This window comes from Exiguobacterium sp. Leaf196 (genome assembly GCF_001423965.1).
Lineage (GTDB): Bacteria > Bacillota > Bacilli > Exiguobacteriales > Exiguobacteriaceae > Exiguobacterium_A.
The window spans coordinates 38,828-59,834 of sequence record NZ_LMPV01000009.1; the positions used below are offsets into that span (position 1 = coordinate 38,828).

The following is a 21,007-nucleotide window of genomic DNA, read 5'->3' on the forward strand; positions in this document are numbered from 1 at the left end:
ATAAAAACAGGTCAGTAAACGTTAGTTTGCTGACCTGTTTCATTGTTATGGAAAAAGTAAGTCATGAAACACGTTCTAGTTGATCCTTTGTCTGTTGTTCCGGTGCCACGACTTGATACCGTTTCAAGACGAAGATGCCACACACCATGACAGCGAGACCGATGAGCTGACCAAACGATAAGTCGATTTGCGGCAAACCGAACCAACCGAACGTATCAACGGCGAGGGCAAAGCTCAACTGCGAAATCAACACGACAGAAATCGCGACGGACGGACCAAGCAATTGAATCCCGCGCATGACACAAAAGACGACACCGACACCTACGAGTCCACCGAACCAGTAGAGTGGTGACACGTTTTGAATCTGTCCGATCGTTCCACCACGAAACAGGACATACGTGATGCTTGCTCCGATGAAGCCGACGAAGAAAACCAGCGTCGTCGTCGCCCAAGCGCCAAACGCGTCACTCATCCTAGCATTCAATACCGTCTGTAAACTGATTAGCATCCCTGCCAATACGGCACACACGATGCCTATTACCATGTTCGTTCCTCCTTACTCATAGCTGTTGCCGTTCGCCTTCTCGCGAATCCGCTCCAGATCGACAATGATGATTTTCCCGCGTCGTCGAACGAGAATCTCTTCTTCACATAATTTCGTGATGATCCGATTGAGATGGCGATAACTCGTTCCAAGCCAGTCGGCGACGTCATGCAGGTTCGACGTCCGCATCTCCTGATAAAACAAACTGTCACTAGCTTCGGACGCAATTGATAATAAGTAGCCTGCAAATCGCTCCTCGACCGTATAGAGTACGTGGTGCGACGCTGATTTCGAATCGGCATACCACTTCGCTGTAATTGTTCGTAGTAAAAATTGCAGAAAAACATTCGTCGTATTGTGCTCGCGTAAAATCGCATACGGCACGCTCAACACATCGACATCGGTCACCGCCTCAACTGTATTCAACACTTCTCGTTCATTGATGAACTCGGCGTCACCAATCACTGTCAGTGGTGTTTTGAATCGTAAAATCCGTTGTTTCCCTTCTGACGAAGCAGCAGAAATCTTGACCTTGCCTGCGACGATGAAGTACATCCGGTCGATTGTCGCACCGGTCGTACAGAGGAGTTCTCCTTTTCGGAAGGTTTCTTCACGCAACCAAGCGCGCGTCTCTTCCGTTAAAATCGTATCCAGTCCATATTGTTGGATGACGGTTTCCATGTTCGTTCCCTCCCTTTAGGCAAGTGAGAAAATCGCAACTCCTGCAAGCATGAGACCCACACCAACCCACTGACCACGATTTCCTTGTTTTTTTAAGACACCGAACCATCCTTTTAAATCAATCAGAAAGGCACATAAAATCTGCGCGACGAGTAACAAACACATCGCCCATGTCATCCCGAGTTTTTGGATCGCTGTGAGTTCCGTTACGACGACTAGCACGCCAATCAAACCACCGCTCGCATAAATCCACGGTAACTGACGGAATCCGCCGATTTTCCGATCTCGTACGAAGCTATAAATGACTAAACAACCCATCAGACCAACAAAGTGGACGATCAATACGGATAACCACGGTCCGACGCCTGTCGCAAGGCGCGCATTGAATATACCTTGCAGGGCGATGAACAGACCGCTCATCAAAGCAAACACGACTCCTTGCAAGTCATCTCCTCCTTTAATCTCTACACTAGAGTAGACCTTATTCGTGCCTCACTTGAAAAGGACAAATGTCCCATTTTCAAAAAAACATGAAAAACCCGCTTTCCACAAGCGGGTTTACGGGTCATCATTGTATGTTAATGTCGCAAAACGAGCAGTCGTCCGCTTCAGCTGTTCCTCTGCTTCCTCCATCATGCGCGTAAACAACTCCGCAACCGTTGGCACATCACGAATCAAACCGGCAACCAGTCCAGCGTTGACATATCCTTTCTCTTCATCGCCTTCAAGAGCGCCTGTAATATGATACGACTCATTCGTCTGATCGAGAAAAGCAGTAGGTGTCTCGGCTGTGAGGTGTTCGACGTAAGGACCATCAAGGACACGTCGGACAAATCCAACGGAGCGCCCGATGATGCGTGTATCGGTATCTGTCGCATCCGTTAAGCGCGATTTATAAACTGGATGGACCTTCGCATCTTCCGTCGCGATTAACCGTGTTCCGAGCTGGACGCCGGCAGCACCAAGCAACAGGACAGCTGCTAGTCCACGCCCATCGCCAATCCCACCCGCTGCAAGAACCGGAATCTTGACCCGATCGACAAGCTGCGGAATCAAAGTGAGGGTCGTCAGTTCAAGCGGGGAATTGATACCTGCCGCTTCAACTCCCTCCGCTACGAGTACATCGGCTCCTGCCTGTTCTGCCTTTAACGCCTGTTTGACTGAAGCGACAACCGCGATCGTTTTGATGCCAGCGGCTTGTAGTCGCTCTATGTACGGTGCCGGATTTCCTGCCGACAAGGAGACGACCGGAATCTTTTCTGCAATCGCGAGATCGATCAGTGCTTCCGTATAAGGAGATACACGAATCGCGATGTTCAAGGCAAATGGTTGCTCCGTCAGGGTTCGTGTCTCCTGAATCCGAGACGCTACTTCATCGACCGACAACGTACCGCACCCAAGCGTTCCGAGTCCTCCGGCATTCGACACCGCTGCCGTGAGTGCTGCATGACTAATGTTACCCATCCCTCCTTGGATCAATGGATAACGAATGTTGAATAGCTCACAAATCGGAAACATATCTTTCCTCCGTTCTCGACTCCCACCGCATGATATACTGACAGGGAATGAATAGTAGTTCATCTTATCCTAGAAATGAGGTCGTTCTGTTATGAAGATTCCGTATCAATCGATTCATCCGAACGTAGCATCCGATGTATTCATCGCTCCTGGCGCTTATCTGATTGGAGACGTCACGATCGGTTCCGAGTCTACCATCTGGTTCAACGCTGTATTACGCGGTGACGAAGGACCGATTACAATCGGCAAACGCTGCAGTATCCAAGACAACGCAACGATTCATCTGTACGAAGGCGCACCTGTCGTCATCGAGGATGAAGTGACGGTCGGACATAACGCGATTTTACACGGCTGTAAAATCGGACGTCGTTCGATCGTCGGAATGGGCGCGACCGTTCTTGATCATGCAGACATCGGTGAGGAATGCATCATCGGGGCGAACACGTTGATTCCATCAGGAAAAGTCTTCCCACCCCGTTCGCTGATCATCGGCTCACCGGGTAAAGTCGTGCGTGAACTGACGGAAGCGGACCTCGCGATGATTCAGGAGTCGATTGATTCCTATGTCGATAAAGGTTACGCTTTCCGAAACATTCTCGCAGGATCAGCTGAACAAAACACATCTGAATGACAGGAATGCGGGGCGGATCGCGCGATCCGTCCCGCTCTTTTGTATATCATCGTTCCGCAAACAGCGGGTGTTCTGTTGCATCATACGAAGCGCTACGTTGTGACACATCGTGTGTCTCTTCAAAGATTGATTCAAAGAACCGGCTCGCTGGTTGCGCAAGCAGACGGTAATATTGCTCGAACAACAGTGCCGCATGGTGTCCGCTCCAAGCATCCGGTAATAGTTCTTGCGGGAGTCCCGGATCCGTGAAGAGGAATTTTCGGTACTCATGTACGAGCATCGTCCGTTCGACGAAACACTGCTCATCCGTCATTTCTCCTAGTTGGAGCTGACTCTGATGGACGATGTATTGCCGGCTATAATCCGTGATGAACGTTTCGTAACGTTCCTGCAATTCCTCTAGTGGAAAAGCGCGCTCAACAAGGGATTGGTCTTGCTTTGGACCGTGGTATTCACCGACGAAGAAATCGACATACTCTTCGATTTCGTACGCTTCAATCAATCGTTCCGCCTCTTTTTCAAGCGGATTCGGCGAAATCCAGACCCCGTTCGATAAGTTGCCAAACCCACTCCACGTCAGTTCTTTACGGAGCTCATCGCGAATCTGTCGCTTATCCTCAGGAATCGTGTACATCAGCGTTCGCCACTTCCCGTCCCAGTCGTGCGGTGTTGATTTATAGATCCGGCGCGCTGCTTCTTCCATCCGTTCCACCCCACGCGGCGTCAACGAATAGAAGCTTTTACTCCCCTGCTTCTCGGAGACGAGCCAGCCTTGTTTGACCATCCGGGATACTGCGACCCGAACGGCTTGTTCGTTATGTCCGAACTCTTTGACGAGTCGAATTAAACTCCCGACCCAGATTTGATTGCCGTAATGACGGATATAATCCCCGTAAATCGTAAAGATCATTGATTGGGTGTTCGCACTCATGGTATTCACTCTCTCTTCAGTCGTTCATAGTGTGTATCGTTAGTATACGGGTTATTTCAAACGTCGACCATCCTCATCTTCCTTCAAAGCGTGGTGGTCGTTTTTCAGCGAAGGCTTGTAGCGCTTCCTGACGATCGGCGGTCGGAATGACGACTTCATAAGCTTCCGTCTCGAGCTGCAGTCCTTTCTCGAGTGAGACATCCCGTCCTTGATCAATTGCTCGTTTCGCTTGGCGCAAGGCGATTGGACCGTTCTGTAACATCTGACCGGCAAACTCAAGACAGGTCGTCATCAACGCTTCCCGGGCGACGACGGCTGTCGCGAGTCCGTAACGTTCTGCTGTCATCGCATCGATTTTTTTCGCCGTGAAGATCAGTTCCTTTGCTCGTGTCTCCCCGATCAATCGCGGCAAGCGTTGTGTTCCGCCAGCCCCAGGAATGATTCCGAAGCTAGTCTCTGTCAACCCGACGAGTGCATCCTCGACGAGAAAGCGGAAATCACAGGCGAGAATCCATTCAAATCCACCACCGAGCGCGTGACCATTGACGGCAGCGATCGTCGGTTGTGGTAATTGTGCGATCGAGGTGAAGACGTTGCGAATCGCAAGGACATTACGTCGGACTTCTTCCTCATTTAAATGTACGCGTTCCTTTAAATCGGCGCCGGCACTGAAAGCTTTACCGGTTCCGGTGAACAGGACGACCCGCGCTTCCGAGTCGACTGACAACGCATCGACTTGTTCCTGCAAAGCGACAAGCATCGGATAATCGAGACAGTTCAACCGTTCTGGGCGATCGATCCGGACGATCGCGATATAGCCTTCTCGTTCCAAATGAATCATACGAGTCCCTCCCGATCGACGACGAGTGCGATCCCTTGTCCAACTCCGACACACATCGTGGCAAGACCATATGTCCGGTTCGTCCGGCGCATCTCATGCAATAACGTCGTCAAAATCCGCGCTCCACTTGCGCCGAGCGGATGACCGAAGGCAATCGCTCCGCCGTTGACGTTGACTTTTTCGCTCGGTAGACCGAGTGCTTCAATACAAGCAAGACTTTGAGCCGCAAACGCTTCGTTCAACTCAATCTGATCGAGCTGTTCGACCGTCAATCCTGCCCGTCTAAGAACTTTTTCCGTCGCGTCGATCGGTCCGATGCCCATGATGGCGGGTTCAACGCCTGCTGTCGCACTCGCTCGGTAATACCCAAGCGGTGTCAAGCCGAGTTCGTTTGCTTTTTCTTCACTCATCAATAACAGCGCCGACGCCCCGTCGTTGACGCCAGATGCATTTCCCGCCGTCACGGTACCGTTCGGGAATAAAGGACGAAGCGTCGCGAGTTTCTCACTTGTCGTCTCAGGGCGTGGGTGTTCATCTTGATCAAAGACGCTGACGTTGCCTTTCCGATCCATTTGCGTAACCGCAACTAGTTCTTCCGTGAAGCGCTCTGCCTCGATGGCTCGTTTTGCGCGTTGCTGACTCTCAAACGCAAATTCATCCTGTGCTTCGCGTGAGATGCCGTACTGACGGGCGACGTTCTCAGCTGTCTCCGGCATCGAATCCGTTCCATATTTATCTGCTAAGCGATCATTGACGAATCGCCAGCCAATCGTCGTATCATACATCGTCTGATTGCCACGTGGGTTGGCCTGATCCGGCTTCGCGAGAACGAACGGTGCACGCGTCATGCTTTCCGTTCCTCCAGCGATATAGATGTCCCCTTCACCTAAGGCAATTCCGCGCGCCGCCGCGATGACAGCATCGAGTCCTGATCCACATAAACGATTGATCGTCGTACCGGCTACTTCGACCGGTAGACCAGCTAGTAGTCCCGACATCCGGGCGACGTTGCGATTGTCTTCTCCCGCCTGATTCGCATTGCCAAAAATGACTTCCTCGATCGTCTTCGGATCGACTTGTGGATTACGCTCAAGCAACGCTTCGATGACACGTGCTCCTAAGTCATCTGGACGGACCTGACGCAACGCGCCGTTATAGCGACCGATCGGTGTCCGAACGGCATCGATGATGGCGACCCGTTTCATGATGTCACCTCGCGATTCGTATAATCATAGACACCACGACCTGTCTTACGACCGAGTCGACCCGCTTTGACATACTGTTCGAGCAGTGGTGCCGGACGGTATTTTTCGCCGAGCTTCTCATGCAGATACTTTAAGTTGTGGAGCCGAGTATCAAGTCCGACCAAGTCCCCGAGTTCGAATGGTCCCATCGGGTAGTTTAAGCCGAGTTTGATCGCTTTATCGATCTCTTCCGGTGTCCCGAGTCCTTCTTGTAACATGTAGAACGCTTCGTTTCCGACGAGCGCACTGATCCGCGAAGTGACGAACCCAGGAAACTCACGGATGACGACCGTTTCCTTCTGCATTTGACGCGCTACCTGTTCAAGAGCTGCAACCGTCTCATCCGATGTCTCAAGACCACGAACGAGCTCGATCAGCGGCATCAGATGGACCGGATTGAAGAAATGCATCGCCATGACCCGGTCCGCCCGGTTCGTAAAAGAGGCAATTTCCGTCGGACTCATCGTCGACGTGTTCGTCGCAAAGTAACAGTCCGGACGTGCATTCGCTTCTAACGTTTCAAAGACTTGCTGTTTGATGCTGAGTTGTTCCGGTACCGCCTCAATGACGAGATCCGCTTGTTGTGCAGCTGTTGCTAAATCCGTCGACAAACTTAATCGATCGAACAGTCCCTCGACTTCACTCGCGGACATTTTCCCCCGCGCGATGCCTTTCTCCGCGATGCGTTCGAGTTCTTGATAGGCACTTTCGACATACGCTTCTTTAATATCAACGAGTGTCACCTGAAATCCACGGTGTGCGGCAACGTACGCAATGCCACGTCCCATGACGCCGGATCCGACGACAACGATTTGTTCTACCATCTGATTTCCCCCTTATCCCCTGTGCTGTTAAAAAAGGCTGGACTTCCCGACGGAACTCCAGCCTTCCCTCTTGCTTATAGTCCGAACGGATTGAGTGGACGACTGCCGTAATACGACAAGATACTCTTCGTTTCTGTGTACAGATCAAGTGTTTCGATACAGAGTTCACGACCGAATCCTGATTGTTTATACCCACCAAACGGTGTACCTGGGAAAGCAGAAAACGGACAGTTGACCATGACGATACCGGCTTTGATTTGGTTGGCAACGCGCGTCGCTTTTGCACCGTCTTTTGTCCAAACCGCTGATCCGAGTCCAAACGATGTGTCGTTCGCTAAACGAATCGCTTCTTTTTCATCTTTGAACGGCATGACGACGACGACCGGTCCGAAGATTTCTTCATTGACCGCTTTCATCTCGTGCGTGACGTCCGTGATGATCGTTGGTGCGTACCAGAAGCCTTTTTCGTATCCTTCTGGTGCTGTCGCATGACCACCTGTGACGATTGTCGCTCCGTCTGCTTTCGCTGACTGGACATATCCATCGATGACGTCGACTTGTTGTTGGTCGATGATCGCTCCAACGTGTGTCCCTTTATCAAACGGATTACCGAGGACGAGTTGTTTTGTCTTCGCGACGAACTGTTCCATGAACGCTTCGTAGATCTCTTCGTGGACGTACAGGCGCGAGCGCGCTTCACACGATTGACCACCGTTATAGAAGATTCCGAACAATGAACCATCAACAGCTGCTGTCACGTCTGCATCTTCAAAAACGATGTTCGGCGATTTCCCACCGAGTTCGAGCGTGACTCGTTTTAGTGTTTCCGACGCACGTCCCATGATGTCTTTACCTACTGGCGTCGAGCCCGTGAAGGCGACTTTATCGACGTGAGGATGCTCGACGAGATGGTTGCCGATTTCGCGTCCTGAGCCTGGGATGACGTTGACGACACCTGCTGGAACGCCAGCTTCTAGACAAATCTCACCGAGAATGATCGCTGTCAATGGTGTCAATGTCGCTGGTTTGACGACGACCGAGCAACCGACTGCGATTGCTGGTGCGACTTTCCAAGCTGCCATCATCAACGGATAGTTCCACGGGATGATTTGTGCACAAACACCGACCGCTTCTTTTTCTGTGTAGTTATGGAATTGTCCCGGCACGTTATTGACGACACCGCGGTGACCGACGATCGCACCTGCGTAGAACTCAAAGTCTTCAATCGCTTGCGTGACTTGTCCTTGCGCCGCTGCTAGTGATTTCCCTGTATCGAGAATCTCAAGTTCGACGATTTCGTTGAAGCGGGAACGCATGATGCTCGCAATCTTATTTAAGATTTGCGCGCGGCGTCCGACTGGCCACATCTTCCACTTCCCGTGATCAAACGCATCCCGTGCGGCTTGAACGGCACGATCAGCGTCTTCCTTCGACGCTTTTGCAACTTCTGCAATCACTTCACCTGTTGCCGGATTATATGTTTTAAATGTCTCGCCTGTTGCACCTTCGACTTGTTCGCCGTTAATGAGCAAATGATAGACGGACCGTTTCATTTCAAGTGTTTTTTCATGTACTGTCGACATTGTATTCACTCCTGTTCCTGTTGATTGAAAATCGGTGGGCGTTTTTCGAGAAAAGCTTGCATACCTTCTGTTTGATCGGCTGTTGCGAACAACAGATAGAAGTTCCGGCGTTCGTGCTCCATGCCATCTTGTAACGACAAATCGACGGCTTTGTTTGCTGCGTCCTTGATCAGTCGTAACGCCATGCTCGGCTGGTTCGATAACCGCTCTGCCATCGCAAGCACCGTCGCTTCAACGTCCATCGTCACTCGATTGATGATGCCAAGTCGTTCTGCTTCGTCTGCCTGCATCCGGTCACCCGTGAAGAGCCATTCGAGCGCCCGCGTCCGACCGATGCATTTCGTCAAACGTTGCGTCCCGCCTGCTCCCGGCATGACGCCGAGTCCGACTTCTGGAAAACCGAACTGTGTCGCAGGATCGGCGTAGATTAAATCACAAGCAAGTGCGAGTTCGAAACCGCCGCCAAGGACGAAACCATGGACACCTGCAATGATCGGCTTTTTGATTCGGCTGATCCGGTCCCAGTCCGCGAACGGATCGAGGAGTTCCATCGAGATCGGTGTCGCTTCGAGCATCTCCTCGATATCAGCACCTGCTGAAAACGACTTTCCGTTTCCCGTCAAGACGATGACCGTCACCTGATCGTCACGATCAAATATCTCCATCGCCTCGACGATTTCGCGGACCATCGTCCGGTTCAGCGCATTGTATCGTGCCGTCCGGTCGAGGCGAATTCGACCGATCCGACCAACCATTTCCGTCTTAACGTACTGTTGTGTCGGCATGGACATCTTCACCAATCATCAATGTGACGAGATCCCCCGCAAAGCTCATCAAGTCTTTCCCTGACGCTTTTCCTTCAATAGAACGCATGCCAGCTTGCATCGCTTCCTGACTTTCATAGACCATCTCGCACATTAAGTAGTACTTTCCGTCTCCACCCATTGGTGAACCAACGATTTTTGTGACGTTCATTTCTTTTAGTCCTGGAATTTTTGCTGTTAGCGGACCATGGACTTCAAAGTAATGCTGATCGAATGCTTCCTTGTTTTCCGGGTGTTTGTACAATGCGATTAATTTTGCCATATTGATTACCTTCCTTCACATGAGAGTAGAGACGGGTTTCATCGCCTCGAATGGATTTTTACACGATTTACAGTAGAGAATACTTCGACATGCCGTCGGTCCGAATAAGTTTTCCATCGTCACATACGTTGATCCACAATACGGACAGTCAATCTCCCACTTTCCTTGTTCGAATCGAGGGGGTGCGATGCCGAATGCTTTTAATCCTTGCATCCCTTGTTCTGTGATTCGGTCCGATGTCCACGGTGGATCAAACCGGAACTGGACATCGACCTGTTCGACGTTCGGAATCACCTGCAAGGCAGCTTCGGTATTTTTTTTAATGATTTCAAGCGCCGGACAACCGAGAAACGTCGGGAGAAGCGTGACGTGCACCGTGTAGCCATGCGCCGTCGCTTCCGCGTCCATCGTCTCGACCATGCCAAGATCTAAAATACTGACGCTATCGATTTCTGGATCCTTCACCCCGTTCAGGGCTTCACGGATCGCATGTTGAAGTGTCGTCGTCATGCTTCCCTCTCCTTTCACCACGTCGCCGTTTGGTCAATCAGATAGACTTCTCCGAGTGTCGCGAGTGCATCATTCAAGTCTTCCGTGTGATCGCCGTCCCGCCCGTTGCGTGTCATCTGCATTTCTGGGAGGGTCACGTTCAATTCGACGAGTAACGGTGTGATCGTCTGATACCAACGATCAAGTAAAATCCCTTGCCCTTCAATCAACCGCATCTCTTCGATCAGTTGACCGTGTTCGCCATAATCGAACATGTCGCCGAAGTCGTAGAGGACTTTTTCTAGGGCTGCATCCATCTTCTGGCGAGCTGTCTCCGTCGATTGGTAGAGCTGGGTGAACCACGTTTGCCAGTGCAGCAAATGATAGTACAACTCCATATTGATCTTGACGGCAGCAGCAGCAAGGGGCTCGTAACTGCTCGATTTCAACGCATCAATCCGGATCTTTTTCGCGACCGTGTAGCAATAGTTCCGGACGACAGCGAATGCCCAGTCATATTCGGGTTTTTCCATATAGTAGCCGGGTCCATTGACACGTTCGACAAGAATCGAGTTCTTCCGTTCATGTGCCAAGCGGACGTGGGCTAACGCATCGGCATTCCCTTCACCAAGTTCCTCAAGGAGTTGGTAATACATCGCCGCGTGCCCCATCGAATCTTGCGCGATTGAGGATGAAGCGACGTCCTCTTCGATATGCGGTGCAAGTCCGAGCCATTCCGAACCACGATACGCGTAGAGGAAATCATCATCTGCGAGTTGATAAAGTAAGGAGGCGAGTGCCGTCCGTTCTTGTTCCGTCATTTGGAATCGCCTCCTTGCCACGACATGATTTCTTTTTCATCGAGCATCTGTTGCTCGTAATGCCGCCATTTTTTCTTCAAATAGCCATATCCTTTAGTCGTCCGGTAGTCCTTATTATCAAGGCGTTGGAGCATCTGCTTTTCATCGGGTGACAAACCACGGATATCTTCACGTTTGACGACCCAGATATCGACGACTGGTTCCCGGCGCATGAAGTTTTCTTGTGCCATCAGTAACGCCATCTCTTTATTTGGAGCAAGTAAACTGAATTGATGCGTGAACGCCGCGTTCGGCGTCCGTTTGCTAAAGACTTCGAATTCGTGATAGAACGTCTCGTTCATCGTACCTTCCCCTCTCATGCCTTCGTTTCAGCGAGTGCATCCCGTACCCAAGCATTATTCTCATAAGATGTCCGGCGCAGATCTAGTCGCTCTTTCGAACGCGGTCCTCCACCTTGGATGATCGTCTTGAATTTCGTCCAGTCCGGCTGTGCGTATTCCCATTGCCCTGTTTCTTCATCAAAACGTAACGTCGGGTCTGGAATGACGAGTCCGAGCGAACGAATCCGCGGCACGTACTTTGTAAAGAAGTTTTGCCGGAGCTCTTCATTCGTTTTCGTCCGAATCTTATAAGCGATCGTCACGTCCTGTTTCGATGTCCCGGTCGTCTCTTTCGAGGCTGGTCCAAAGAACATCAACAAGGATTCCCACCACTCATCCAGTGATTCTTGAATCATTGCCCGCTGTTCCGGTGTTCCTTCTGCGAGTGCCATGATGATTGACTCCCCATGTTGTGCGTGGAAGACTTCCTCTGCACAGATCCGTTGCAAGGCACGCGCGTACGGTCCGTACGAAGCGCCGAGCATGTTCGTCTGCGTGATAATTGCCGCCCCATCGACAAGCCAACCAATCATTCCGGCATCGGCCCATGACCGTGTCGGCATGTGGAAGACGTTGTGAAATTTCAATCGTCCCGTAAATAAATCATCCATCAAATCCCCACGTGTCTTGCCATACGGCTTCATCAAATCCTCAACGACACGAAGCAACAATTGCCCGTGTCCCATTTCATCCTGGACCTTCGCCATGATGCCAAGTTTTCGTCGAAGCGATGGTGCTTTTGGAACCCATTCTTTTTCCGGAAGTGCACCCATGATTTCACTGATACCGTGCATCGAAATCAGTTTAATCAGTGTGTCTCGGTAAAAAGCAGGCATCCAGTCATCGGCTTCGATCTTTTCACCTTGCTCGATTCGTTCCTTGAAGCGTGCTAATTTTTCGTCTTCCGTCAGTTGGACGGGTTCGAACAGTTGTGTTGCATCATACATGCTAGTTCCTCCTTTGAATCAGACGAGTGATGTCGAGCGTCGATCAACGACCCGGACGGCTTTACCTTCCGATCGTGGTAACCCTTGATGCGGGTGACAGACGAGATCAATGGAAATGAGACATTCCGACTTGATGGCGTCACATATCGAACGCATTTGTCGTTCTGAGATATTTTCGAATTCGATATGTAGCTCAACGACATCGAGTCCGGCTTTACGTACGAGATGGATTTGATAATGTGGCGTCACGTCCGGTTGTTGGAGCAAGACCCGCTCGATTTCTGACGGAAAGACGTTGACCCCTCGGATAATCAGCATGTCGTCCGTCCGCCCTTTGACACGTGACATTCGTGTCGTCGTCCGACCACAAGCGCACACTTTACGCGTGATCGAAGCTAAGTCGCCTGTCCGGTATCGAATGATTGGAAACGCTTTCTTTTTCAAGCTTGTAAAAACGAGTTCCCCGACCATGCCATCTGGTAACGGTTCCCCCGTAACGGGATCGACGACTTCCGTAATGAATAAGTCATCCATGATATGCAGACCTGCTTGCTCTTGACACTCCATTGCGACACCCGGTCCCATGATTTCGCTGAGTCCATAGATATCGAGTGCCTGCAGATCAAAGGTCTGTTCGAGTGTCTGCCGCATCTCCTCAGACCAGGGCTCGGCCCCAAAGATGCCATAACGCATACTTGTTTTCCGTGGATCGATACCACGTTCAATCATGCGTTCTGCCAAGCGTAAAATATACGAAGGCGTACCACAGATTCCGTCCGGTCGGAAATCCTCGATCAATGTGATTTGGCGATCCGTGTTGCCACCGGAAATCGGTAAGATCGTCATGCCTAGTTTTTCTGCTCCTGCATGAAGCCCGAGACCACCTGTGAACAATCCGTAACCATACGCATTGTGCAGCAAATCAGCTGGTGATCCACCGGCTAAGACTAAACTGCGTGCCACGGCACCGGCCCAGTCATCTAAATCTTCTTGCGTATATCCGACGACGGTCGGTTTACCGCTCGTTCCAGACGAGGCATGAATCCGGGTGACCTCTTCTCGTACGACGGCAAATAGTCCGAACGGATAATGATCGCGTAAATCTTGTTTACGTGTGAAGGGAAACTTTCGTAGATCCTCGATCGTTTGAAAATCGTTCGCCGTCATCTGTAAGGTCTGCAGACGTTCTTGATAGAACGGGACGCGCGTGATGTGTTCCATCGTTTGACGTAATCGCTCCATCTGTAGCTGCTCCCGCGTTTGAGCATCCATCGTTTCGTGATGTTGATCGTACATATCTGCACCTCCTCATCATGTATACAATAATAAAACGGTCGTTTGTTTTTAGTTATATGTTTAACGTACGATACGTTCACAATGTTGTCAATCTTGTTTTGTTAAATGCTCCCAAACGATTCTCACTTTATCACTTCAACGCACCTTATCGATAAAATAATCAACATTAAACAAGAGATTTCATGATATATAGTCTTTTTTTGGAAAATATTTTTGAAATGATTTGCTCATTTTGTAACGGGTTGATAAAATATCGTGTGACAAGTGTTATACTATTTTTGGTAAGACCACTTGGTTGAATAAAGATGCTGTGTTGTGAAAGGGGATCACGATGAAACTAGGGTTAGCTGTCGGGGATACAGCAGAGATTCAAGCGGTCGTCTCGGAAGATATGTTTGCACGATTCGAAGGTCAGCTCGTTCATCCAGCATACTCCACCGTTTCGATGGTTTATCACATGGAATGGGCAGCACGTCAACTGATCTTGCCTTACCTAGAAGCTGGTGAAGAAGGTGTTGGGGGTGCAGTTTCACTGAAGCATCTTGGTATGGCAGCGGAAGGAGCACGATTGATCATAACCGCGACAGTAACGTCGATGACCTCACGTCGCGTTGACGCGAGCATTGAAGTCCGAGACGGACAAACGATCATCGGTACAGGGGAAGTCACACAATTCATTTTAGAAAAAAGCCGGATTCAAGAAAAATTACAAAATAATGTTCCGACAAAATGAAAGCGCTTACTTATATTTGATAGAGGAGGACTCTACTATGAACATGTTAAACCCATCTACGAATCCAACGCTCTCGATCATGGAAAAAATCGCTGGTCACGAACAAGTCGTCTTTTGCAACGACCCTGTCTCGGGGTTACAAGCCATCATCGCCATTCATGATACGACGCTCGGTCCTGCTCTCGGTGGATGCCGCATGGCGCCTTATGCTTCTGTTGATGAAGCACTTGACGATGTGCTGCGTTTGTCGCGCGGTATGACGTATAAATGCGCTGCCGCTGATGTTGATTTTGGTGGTGGTAAAGCCGTCATCATCGGTAATCCAGCGACGGATAAATCACCAGAGCTTTTCCGTGCCTTCGGTCGCTTCGTCGATTCGCTCGGTGGTCGGTTCTACACGGGAACGGACATGGGCACGACGATGGATGATTTCGTTCATGCTAGCCGAGAAACATCACGGATCGTCGGCATTCCGGAAGCATTTGGTGGTAGTGGTGATTCATCGATTCCAACGGCTGAAGGTGTCGTCTATGGATTACGGGCGACGATCGAGACGTTATTCGGTTCAGATGAATTAAGTCGGGCAACCTACGCGATCCAAGGACTCGGAAAAGTCGGCTTTAAGGTCGCCGAACAACTGTTGCTCGCCGGGGCGACGATTTATGTCTCTGACGTCAATGAAGCGGCACTAGCAGCAATCGTAACCCAAGCTGAAATGGCGCCTGGCACGGTTCGCGTCGTCTCGCCTCATGAAATTCATCTGACGGATGCTGATATTTTTGTCCCGTGTGCATACGGTGGTGTCATTCACGCTCAAAACATCGCGCTCTTACCGTGCAAAGCCATCTGTGGTTCGGCGAACAACCAACTCGCGGAAGAACAACTTGCTCACGTCTTGATGGATCGTGGCATCTTATATGCCCCAGACTATATCGTCAATGGTGGTGGGCTGATCCAAGTGGCAGACGAACTGTATGGAGCAAATCACGAACGGGTTCTCCTAAAAACGCGTCACATCTATGACGCAGTTCTCGAAGTCTTCAAAGAGTCGCAAGCAGAGAACATCACGACGGTCGAAGCGGCGAACCGGATGTGTGAAAAACGGATGCAGATTCGGGCGAAACACAACAACATCTTTACGAACACGACAAAACCAAAATGGGATATCCGTAACCACTGAAGGAGGGACTGACATGGAGCAACATTTTCCGATTCAACGCATTATCGATGAAGAAGGTCGTATCATCGACGCCTCAAAAGAACACGATCTGACAAAAGAGCTTGCCCTCATCCTATATGAACAGATGCACCGGATCCGGACGTTCGACCGGAAGGCGATCAACTTACAACGCCAAGGGCGCCTCGGCACTTATGCACCGTTCGAAGGACAAGAGGCAGCGCAAGTCGGTAGTGCACTCGCGTTGTCCGATCAAGACTGGTTGTTCCCGACGTATCGGGATCACGGCGCAACGTTGACGTTCGGTGCCGACATGGTGCGGACACTCCTCTACTGGAACGGTCGTGTTGAAGGTTGCGTCCCGTCTGAGAAACACATCTTTCCTCCTGCTGTGCCGATTGCAACGCAAATTCCGCATGCCGTCGGTGCCGCATGGGCGGAAAAACGAAAAGGCACGACGAACGTCGCGGTCGCCTACTTTGGTGACGGAGCGACGTCTGAAGGGGATTTCCATGAAGGAATGAACTTTGCAAGCGTCTTCCAAGCACCAGTCATCCTGTTTAACCAAAACAATCAGTTCGCGATCTCTGTTCCGATCGAAAAACAGATGCATTCTGAGACGATCGCGCAAAAAGCGATTGCCTACGGGATGCCAAGTGTTCGGATTGATGGAAACGATGCTTTTGCCGTCTATTTTACGATGCAAGCAGCTGTTGAACGTGCCCGTTCTGGTGGTGGACCAACATTGATCGAAGCCGTCACGTGGCGGTTTGGTGCCCATACGACAGCAGATGATCCAACAAAATACCGGGATCAAGCACGCTCGCGCGACCGAGTTGATCCGCTCGATCGACTCGAACACTTCTTAAAACACCGAGGCTATTTTGACGAAACATGGATGCAACAGCTGCAGGAACGGCATCAAACAGAAGTCGAAGCGGCAGTAGTTGCGATGGAGCAATTCAAGGCGCCAGACATCAATGACTTGTTCGATCATACGTACGCAACTTTACCGGTTGATGTCCAGCAACAAAAAGAAGCGTATTTGCTAGCAAGGGGGAAATGAGATGGCAACACCAATCAATCGTCAAACAGAAATGACACTCGTTCAAGCTGTCACGGATGCCCTGCGGACAAAATTGTCGGAGGATGAGACGACACTCGTTCTTGGAGAAGATGTCGGAAAAAACGGTGGCGTCTTCCGAGCGACGGACGGCTTACAAGAAGAGTTCGGTGAAGACCGGATCGTTGATACACCGCTCAGTGAAGCCGGCATCGTCGGTACATCGATCGGTCTTGCCATCAATGGCTTTAAACCGATCGTAGAGATTCAATTTCTCGGCTTCATCTACCCTGCCTATGAACAAATCATGACCCATGTCTCTCGTATCCGGATGCGAACGATGGGACGCTATAGTGTGCCGATGGTCATTCGTGCGCCTTATGGTGCCGGCATCCGGGCACCGGAAATCCATTCCGATAGTACGGAGGCGCTCTTTACATCAATGCCCGGTCTCAAGGTCGTCTGTCCGGCGACACCGTACGACGCAAAAGGGTTATTGATTGCTGCGATTGAAGATCCAGATCCCGTGTTGTTCCTCGAGTCGATGCGTAGTTACCGTTCATTCAAGGAAGTCGTACCGAGCGAGTCCTATACCGTCGAGATCGGAAAAGCGCGCTGCGTCAGTGAAGGGACGGACGTGACGTTGATCGCTTGGGGGGCAATGGTCCAAGTGGCTCACAAGGCAGCGATGGCTGCACAGGAACGCGGTATTTCTTGCGAAGTCCTCGACTTACGGACGCTCTATCCGCTTGACCGGGACACAATCGCTGCTTCCGTTCAAAAGACCGGTCGTGCCGTCATCGTGCATGAAGCCGCAGCGATGGGTGGTCTCGGGAATGATCTCGTCACGTTGATCAACGATACGGCGTTTCTTTATTTACGGGCACCAATTGCCCGTGTGACAGGTTTTGATGTTCCGGTTCCACTGTTCGCCCTCGAAGACCATTACATTCCGACGCCGGAACGAGTCCTTGCGACGATTCAGCGTACGGTCGAGTTTTAAGGAGCTGAGTCCCATGATCGAAGTCAAGTTACATGATGTCGGGGAAGGTATGACGGAAGGTGAAATCGCGCATTATCTCGTTCAAGTCGGAGACCACGTCACGACCGATCAACCGGTCGTTGAGGTTGCGACCGATAAGATGGTCGCTGAACTACCGGCTCCTGTCTCCGGAATCGTCAAGAAAATCATCATTCCGGTCGGTCAGACGGTGCAAGTCGGTACGACGTTGTTGCACATCGAAGCAAGTAACGCTTCTGAAGTGCCGGTCGCGGTAAAACCTGAAGTGTCGCGCGTATCTGAACCAGCGCCTGTCGCTGTCGCGGCCCCACCTGCTCAAGCATCTCCATCAAAACGTGTCCTTGCGACACCGTATACGCGAAAACTTGCTCGTGACCACGGGATTGATATCGAAGCTGTGACGGCTTCGGATCCATCAGGTCGAGTTTCAGAGGACGATGTGCTTCGCTTCGTCCAGGCTACTACTGCTCCACAAGAGACAGCTACACCGATTATTGAAGAGGTCACATACCAAGAAACATCACCGGAAACGATTCCGTTCCGCGGCATTCGTAAGCAAATCGCGAAAAAGATGACTCAGTCGCTGTACACGATTCCGCACGTCACCCACTTTGAGGAAGTTGACATGACGCGCTTGCTCGCACTACGCGCAGAATGGAAAACCGCTGGACGAAATATCAACATCAATGCTTTCTTCATCAAAGCCTTGATCGTTGCCTTAAAAGACTATCCCGTCTTCCATGCCAAACTCGATGAAGCGAATGAATGTATTCGATTAGAGCAGGATTTCCACTTTGGCATGGCAACCGAGACACCAGACGGGTTAATGGTGCCAGTCATCCGTCATGCCGATCGGCTCTCACTGACGGAATTGCATGATCAACTGATCTCGTTGCAACAACGTGCTCAAAACGGTGCCTTACGTGCAGCGGACTTAAAGCCAAGTACCTTTACGATGAGCAATGTTGGTCCACTGGGCAGTACGGGGGCTACACCAATCATCAACTATCCGGAAACGGCATTGATTGCCTTCCACAAGACGAAAAAGCGAGCCTGTGTCGATGAAGACGATCAAATCGTCGTCCGCTCGATGATGAATTTGTCGATGTCGTTCGATCATCGCGTCGCAGACGGGGCAACGGCCGTTGCCTTTACAAATCGATTCGTTTCACTGATTGAACATCCGACTACCCTACTTTTGGAGTTGATCTAACATGGTTGTTGGCGAACTTACACAAGAACGGGATCTCCTGATCATCGGTGGGGGTCCCGCAGGTTACACGGCAGCGATCCGTGCTGCGCAAGGCGGTCGTAAGGTGACACTGATTGAACAAGCTGAACTCGGTGGACTTTGTTTGAACCGAGGCTGTATCCCGTCCAAGGTTTATGCGCATGCGGCAGAAGAAATGTTACGCTTGCCTCATCTTGAAGACCTTGGATTCACCACCCCTACTGTCCATGACTTCAGTAAACTGAATGCTTACCGCAATCGTGTCGTGCAGCAATTACGTCAAGGTGTCGTCGCCCTCTGTCAGGCGAATCAAATCGAGCATATTTCTGGTGCAGCTTCCTTCCTGTCAGAGGACCGGATCGGTGTTGAGTCGGGACATCAGTTCGATACGTATCGATTCCAAGATGTCATCATCGCGACCGGTAGTCACAGCATCCAGCACGAGGAATCGTGCCGACTGAATGCCGAACAGCTTTATCAACTCGAGCAGTTACCAACCAGCTTATTGATCATTGGCTCCGACACATTAGCACTTGAAGCCGCAGCCTGTTTCCATGCTCTCGGTACAGAGGTGACGTTGTTTGCCGATCAATTGTCGCTTGAACCAAGCGTTGAAAAGGAACTGAAGCGGACATTCAAAAAACAAAAAATCCGTCTCGTGTCGGATGTCGTGACACAGATCGATGCTTCAGTAGACGCGACCGTCACGGTCATGAAAAACGGTGAAGAAGTCACCTATCATGGCGCCTATCTGTTCCAATCCCTCGCCCGGATTCCGAACAGTTTGACGCTCGGTCTCGAACGGATCGGCGTGACGCTTGCAGAAGACGGGACGATCCCCGTCGACGCATACGGACAAACCAATCAACCGCATATTTACGCGATCGGTGATGTGACCCCGGGTCCACAGTTCGCCACTCGTGCGATTCACGAAGCGAAGCGGACAGCAGCTCACTTGTCCGGTCAAGACGTCGATCCGACGACACCGTATTATCCTACCGTTCTGCGAACGTTTCCTCCGATTGCTTCGGTCGGGATGACGGAACAGGAAGCCCGTGAAGCCGGACATACTGTTCAGAGTGGACAGTTCCCACTAAATGCAAACGGAACGACGACGATTGAAGGGGGCAGTGGGTTCGTCAAGGTCATCGCTGACGAACAGACATCACTGATCCTTGGTATTCATATGATAGGAGACGATGCTCATCGTCTCGTCGGTCAATTCACCCAAGCACTGGAACTGACAGCGAAACGAGAAGACCTCCTCTTCCCTGTCATGGCACACCCTAGTCGAAGCGAAGCATTGACGGAATCGATGGAAGCCTTATTCAGTCAATCGATCCACCTTCCACCGCGGCAACAGATCGGTTCGCGCGCGTAATCAAAAGAGGTGTCTCTGCGCAAAAATCACTTCTTGGGGATGCGTCACTTCATTTCGTGTAGAAAGGAAAACATGGTCATGGAACTGTACTTCACTCGCATGCAATGGAACAACTATACGTTTCCGGTCGCCGCTACAGCGGATGGTCTCTGTTATGTCGGTGCTTGGGATGAACCGGAGGATTTATTCGACGACTGGTCGCGGAAACACTTGCCTCGGGCGGAACGAATTGCTTCTGATACCGCGCTTGCTCCATATACGGAGCAACTGCTGGCCTACTTGAATCAGCAGTCGACGACACTGTCCTTTCCGATCGCACCAGTCGGTACTCCGTTTCAACTTGAAGTCTGGCATGCTCTACGTGCGGTACCGTACGGTCAAACCGCCACCTACTCCGATATCGCGGAACGTCTTTTCCGACCGAACGCGACTCGCGCGATTGGCACGGCAATCGGCAAAAATCGATTACTGCTTGCGATCCCGTGTCACCGGATTATCGGCAAAAAAGGCGATTTGCTCGGCTATCATGGTGGACTGAATATGAAGCGGACGCTACTCGCGCTCGAGCAACGTCTGTGAATTGAG

At 50.9% G+C, this 21,007-nt stretch carries 24 protein-coding genes; 8 read left to right on the forward strand and 16 right to left on the reverse strand.

Annotation, left to right across the window (positions count from 1 at the left end):
• Positions 1-61: 61 nt before the first annotated feature.
• From ASG02_RS12065 to ASG02_RS12080, 4 genes are all read right to left on the reverse strand, one after another.
• On the reverse strand, positions 62-544 hold the full coding sequence (locus ASG02_RS12065; RefSeq protein ID WP_056063765.1) for a DMT family transporter: 483 nt from the start codon (positions 542-544) through the stop codon (positions 62-64).
• Between the two features lie 12 nt (positions 545-556).
• Positions 557-1,225: a Crp/Fnr family transcriptional regulator gene (locus tag ASG02_RS12070; protein WP_035399014.1), complete on the reverse strand. Its 669-nt coding sequence runs from the start codon at positions 1,223-1,225 to the stop codon at positions 557-559.
• 15 nt (positions 1,226-1,240) lie between these two features.
• Positions 1,241-1,669 carry a DMT family transporter gene (locus ASG02_RS12075; protein ID WP_035411027.1) on the reverse strand — a complete coding sequence of 143 codons (429 nt, stop codon included), beginning with the start codon at positions 1,667-1,669 and terminating at the stop codon, positions 1,241-1,243.
• Between the two features lie 114 nt (positions 1,670-1,783).
• Entirely contained in the window at positions 1,784-2,743 is a 960-nt protein-coding gene (locus ASG02_RS12080) for a nitronate monooxygenase family protein (protein ID WP_056063768.1), read from the reverse strand.
• Positions 2,744-2,834: 91 nt separating this feature from the next.
• Between ASG02_RS12080 and ASG02_RS12085 the strand changes: the two genes are divergently transcribed.
• A complete protein-coding gene (locus tag ASG02_RS12085) occupies positions 2,835-3,374 on the forward strand; it encodes a gamma carbonic anhydrase family protein (RefSeq protein WP_056063771.1) in 540 nt (179 codons plus the stop codon).
• Between the two features lie 46 nt (positions 3,375-3,420).
• Here the strand turns inward: ASG02_RS12085 and paaX are convergent, their stop codons facing one another.
• The 12 genes from paaX to ASG02_RS12145 form a co-directional block, all read right to left on the reverse strand.
• Positions 3,421-4,305 carry a phenylacetic acid degradation operon negative regulatory protein PaaX gene (gene paaX, locus ASG02_RS12090; RefSeq protein ID WP_053452558.1) on the reverse strand — a complete coding sequence of 295 codons (885 nt, stop codon included), beginning with the start codon at positions 4,303-4,305 and terminating at the stop codon, positions 3,421-3,423.
• A 73-nt stretch (positions 4,306-4,378) separates the two neighbouring features.
• A complete protein-coding gene (locus ASG02_RS12095; RefSeq protein WP_056063774.1) occupies positions 4,379-5,146 on the reverse strand; it encodes an enoyl-CoA hydratase-related protein in 768 nt (255 codons plus the stop codon).
• Positions 5,143-6,351 (reverse strand): acetyl-CoA C-acyltransferase, encoded by a 1,209-nt coding sequence (locus ASG02_RS12100; RefSeq protein WP_056063780.1) that lies wholly within the window; start codon positions 6,349-6,351, stop codon positions 5,143-5,145. The genes ASG02_RS12095 and ASG02_RS12100 overlap by 4 nt, the downstream gene beginning before the upstream one ends.
• On the reverse strand, positions 6,348-7,214 hold the full coding sequence (locus tag ASG02_RS12105) for a 3-hydroxyacyl-CoA dehydrogenase (protein ID WP_056063783.1): 867 nt from the start codon (positions 7,212-7,214) through the stop codon (positions 6,348-6,350). The genes ASG02_RS12100 and ASG02_RS12105 overlap by 4 nt, the downstream gene beginning before the upstream one ends.
• 74 nt (positions 7,215-7,288) lie before the next feature.
• Complete coding sequence (locus tag ASG02_RS12110) at positions 7,289-8,797, reverse strand: aldehyde dehydrogenase (protein WP_056063787.1); 1,509 nt, start codon at positions 8,795-8,797, stop codon at positions 7,289-7,291.
• Between the two features lie 5 nt (positions 8,798-8,802).
• On the reverse strand, positions 8,803-9,582 hold the full coding sequence (locus ASG02_RS12115; RefSeq protein WP_056063790.1) for an enoyl-CoA hydratase/isomerase family protein: 780 nt from the start codon (positions 9,580-9,582) through the stop codon (positions 8,803-8,805).
• Complete coding sequence (locus tag ASG02_RS12120) at positions 9,560-9,883, reverse strand: EthD family reductase (RefSeq protein ID WP_056063793.1); 324 nt, start codon at positions 9,881-9,883, stop codon at positions 9,560-9,562. Before ASG02_RS12120 ends, ASG02_RS12115 begins: the two co-directional genes overlap by 23 nt.
• 15 nt (positions 9,884-9,898) lie before the next feature.
• Positions 9,899-10,393 carry a 1,2-phenylacetyl-CoA epoxidase subunit PaaD gene (paaD, locus tag ASG02_RS12125; protein WP_056063796.1) on the reverse strand — a complete coding sequence of 165 codons (495 nt, stop codon included), beginning with the start codon at positions 10,391-10,393 and terminating at the stop codon, positions 9,899-9,901.
• A gap of 14 nt (positions 10,394-10,407) precedes the next feature.
• Entirely contained in the window at positions 10,408-11,193 is a 786-nt protein-coding gene (paaC, locus tag ASG02_RS12130) for a 1,2-phenylacetyl-CoA epoxidase subunit PaaC (RefSeq protein WP_056063799.1), read from the reverse strand.
• A complete protein-coding gene (gene paaB / locus ASG02_RS12135) occupies positions 11,190-11,534 on the reverse strand; it encodes a 1,2-phenylacetyl-CoA epoxidase subunit PaaB (RefSeq protein WP_023466991.1) in 345 nt (114 codons plus the stop codon). The genes paaC and paaB overlap by 4 nt, the downstream gene beginning before the upstream one ends.
• Positions 11,535-11,548: 14 nt before the next feature.
• Positions 11,549-12,520, reverse strand: a complete 972-nt coding sequence (paaA, locus tag ASG02_RS12140; protein ID WP_035411059.1) for a 1,2-phenylacetyl-CoA epoxidase subunit PaaA — start codon at positions 12,518-12,520, stop codon at positions 11,549-11,551.
• Positions 12,521-12,538: 18 nt separating this feature from the next.
• Entirely contained in the window at positions 12,539-13,816 is a 1,278-nt protein-coding gene (locus ASG02_RS12145) for a phenylacetate--CoA ligase family protein (RefSeq protein WP_056063801.1), read from the reverse strand.
• 331 nt (positions 13,817-14,147) lie between these two features.
• Here ASG02_RS12145 and ASG02_RS12150 point away from each other — a divergent pair, with 331 nt between their 5' ends.
• From ASG02_RS12150 to ASG02_RS12180, 7 genes are all read left to right on the forward strand, one after another.
• On the forward strand, positions 14,148-14,549 hold the full coding sequence (locus ASG02_RS12150; protein WP_035411062.1) for a thioesterase family protein: 402 nt from the start codon (positions 14,148-14,150) through the stop codon (positions 14,547-14,549).
• A 37-nt stretch (positions 14,550-14,586) separates the two neighbouring features.
• Positions 14,587-15,729: a Glu/Leu/Phe/Val dehydrogenase gene (locus ASG02_RS12155; RefSeq protein WP_035411065.1), complete on the forward strand. Its 1,143-nt coding sequence runs from the start codon at positions 14,587-14,589 to the stop codon at positions 15,727-15,729.
• Between the two features lie 13 nt (positions 15,730-15,742).
• Positions 15,743-16,792, forward strand: coding sequence for a pyruvate dehydrogenase (acetyl-transferring) E1 component subunit alpha (pdhA, locus tag ASG02_RS12160; RefSeq protein ID WP_056063804.1), 1,050 nt, complete (start codon positions 15,743-15,745; stop codon positions 16,790-16,792).
• Position 16,793: 1 nt separating this feature from the next.
• Positions 16,794-17,792 carry an alpha-ketoacid dehydrogenase subunit beta gene (locus ASG02_RS12165; protein ID WP_056063806.1) on the forward strand — a complete coding sequence of 333 codons (999 nt, stop codon included), beginning with the start codon at positions 16,794-16,796 and terminating at the stop codon, positions 17,790-17,792.
• 13 nt (positions 17,793-17,805) lie between these two features.
• Complete coding sequence (locus ASG02_RS12170) at positions 17,806-19,023, forward strand: dihydrolipoamide acetyltransferase family protein (RefSeq protein ID WP_056063809.1); 1,218 nt, start codon at positions 17,806-17,808, stop codon at positions 19,021-19,023.
• Between the two features lies 1 nt (position 19,024).
• Positions 19,025-20,422, forward strand: coding sequence for an NAD(P)/FAD-dependent oxidoreductase (locus ASG02_RS12175; RefSeq protein ID WP_056063812.1), 1,398 nt, complete (start codon positions 19,025-19,027; stop codon positions 20,420-20,422).
• A 78-nt stretch (positions 20,423-20,500) separates the two neighbouring features.
• The gene (locus ASG02_RS12180) at positions 20,501-21,001 is read left to right on the forward strand and encodes a methylated-DNA--[protein]-cysteine S-methyltransferase (protein ID WP_056063814.1); all 501 of its coding nucleotides are present in this window, start codon (positions 20,501-20,503) and stop codon (positions 20,999-21,001) included.
• The last annotated feature ends 6 nt before the right edge of the window (positions 21,002-21,007 follow it).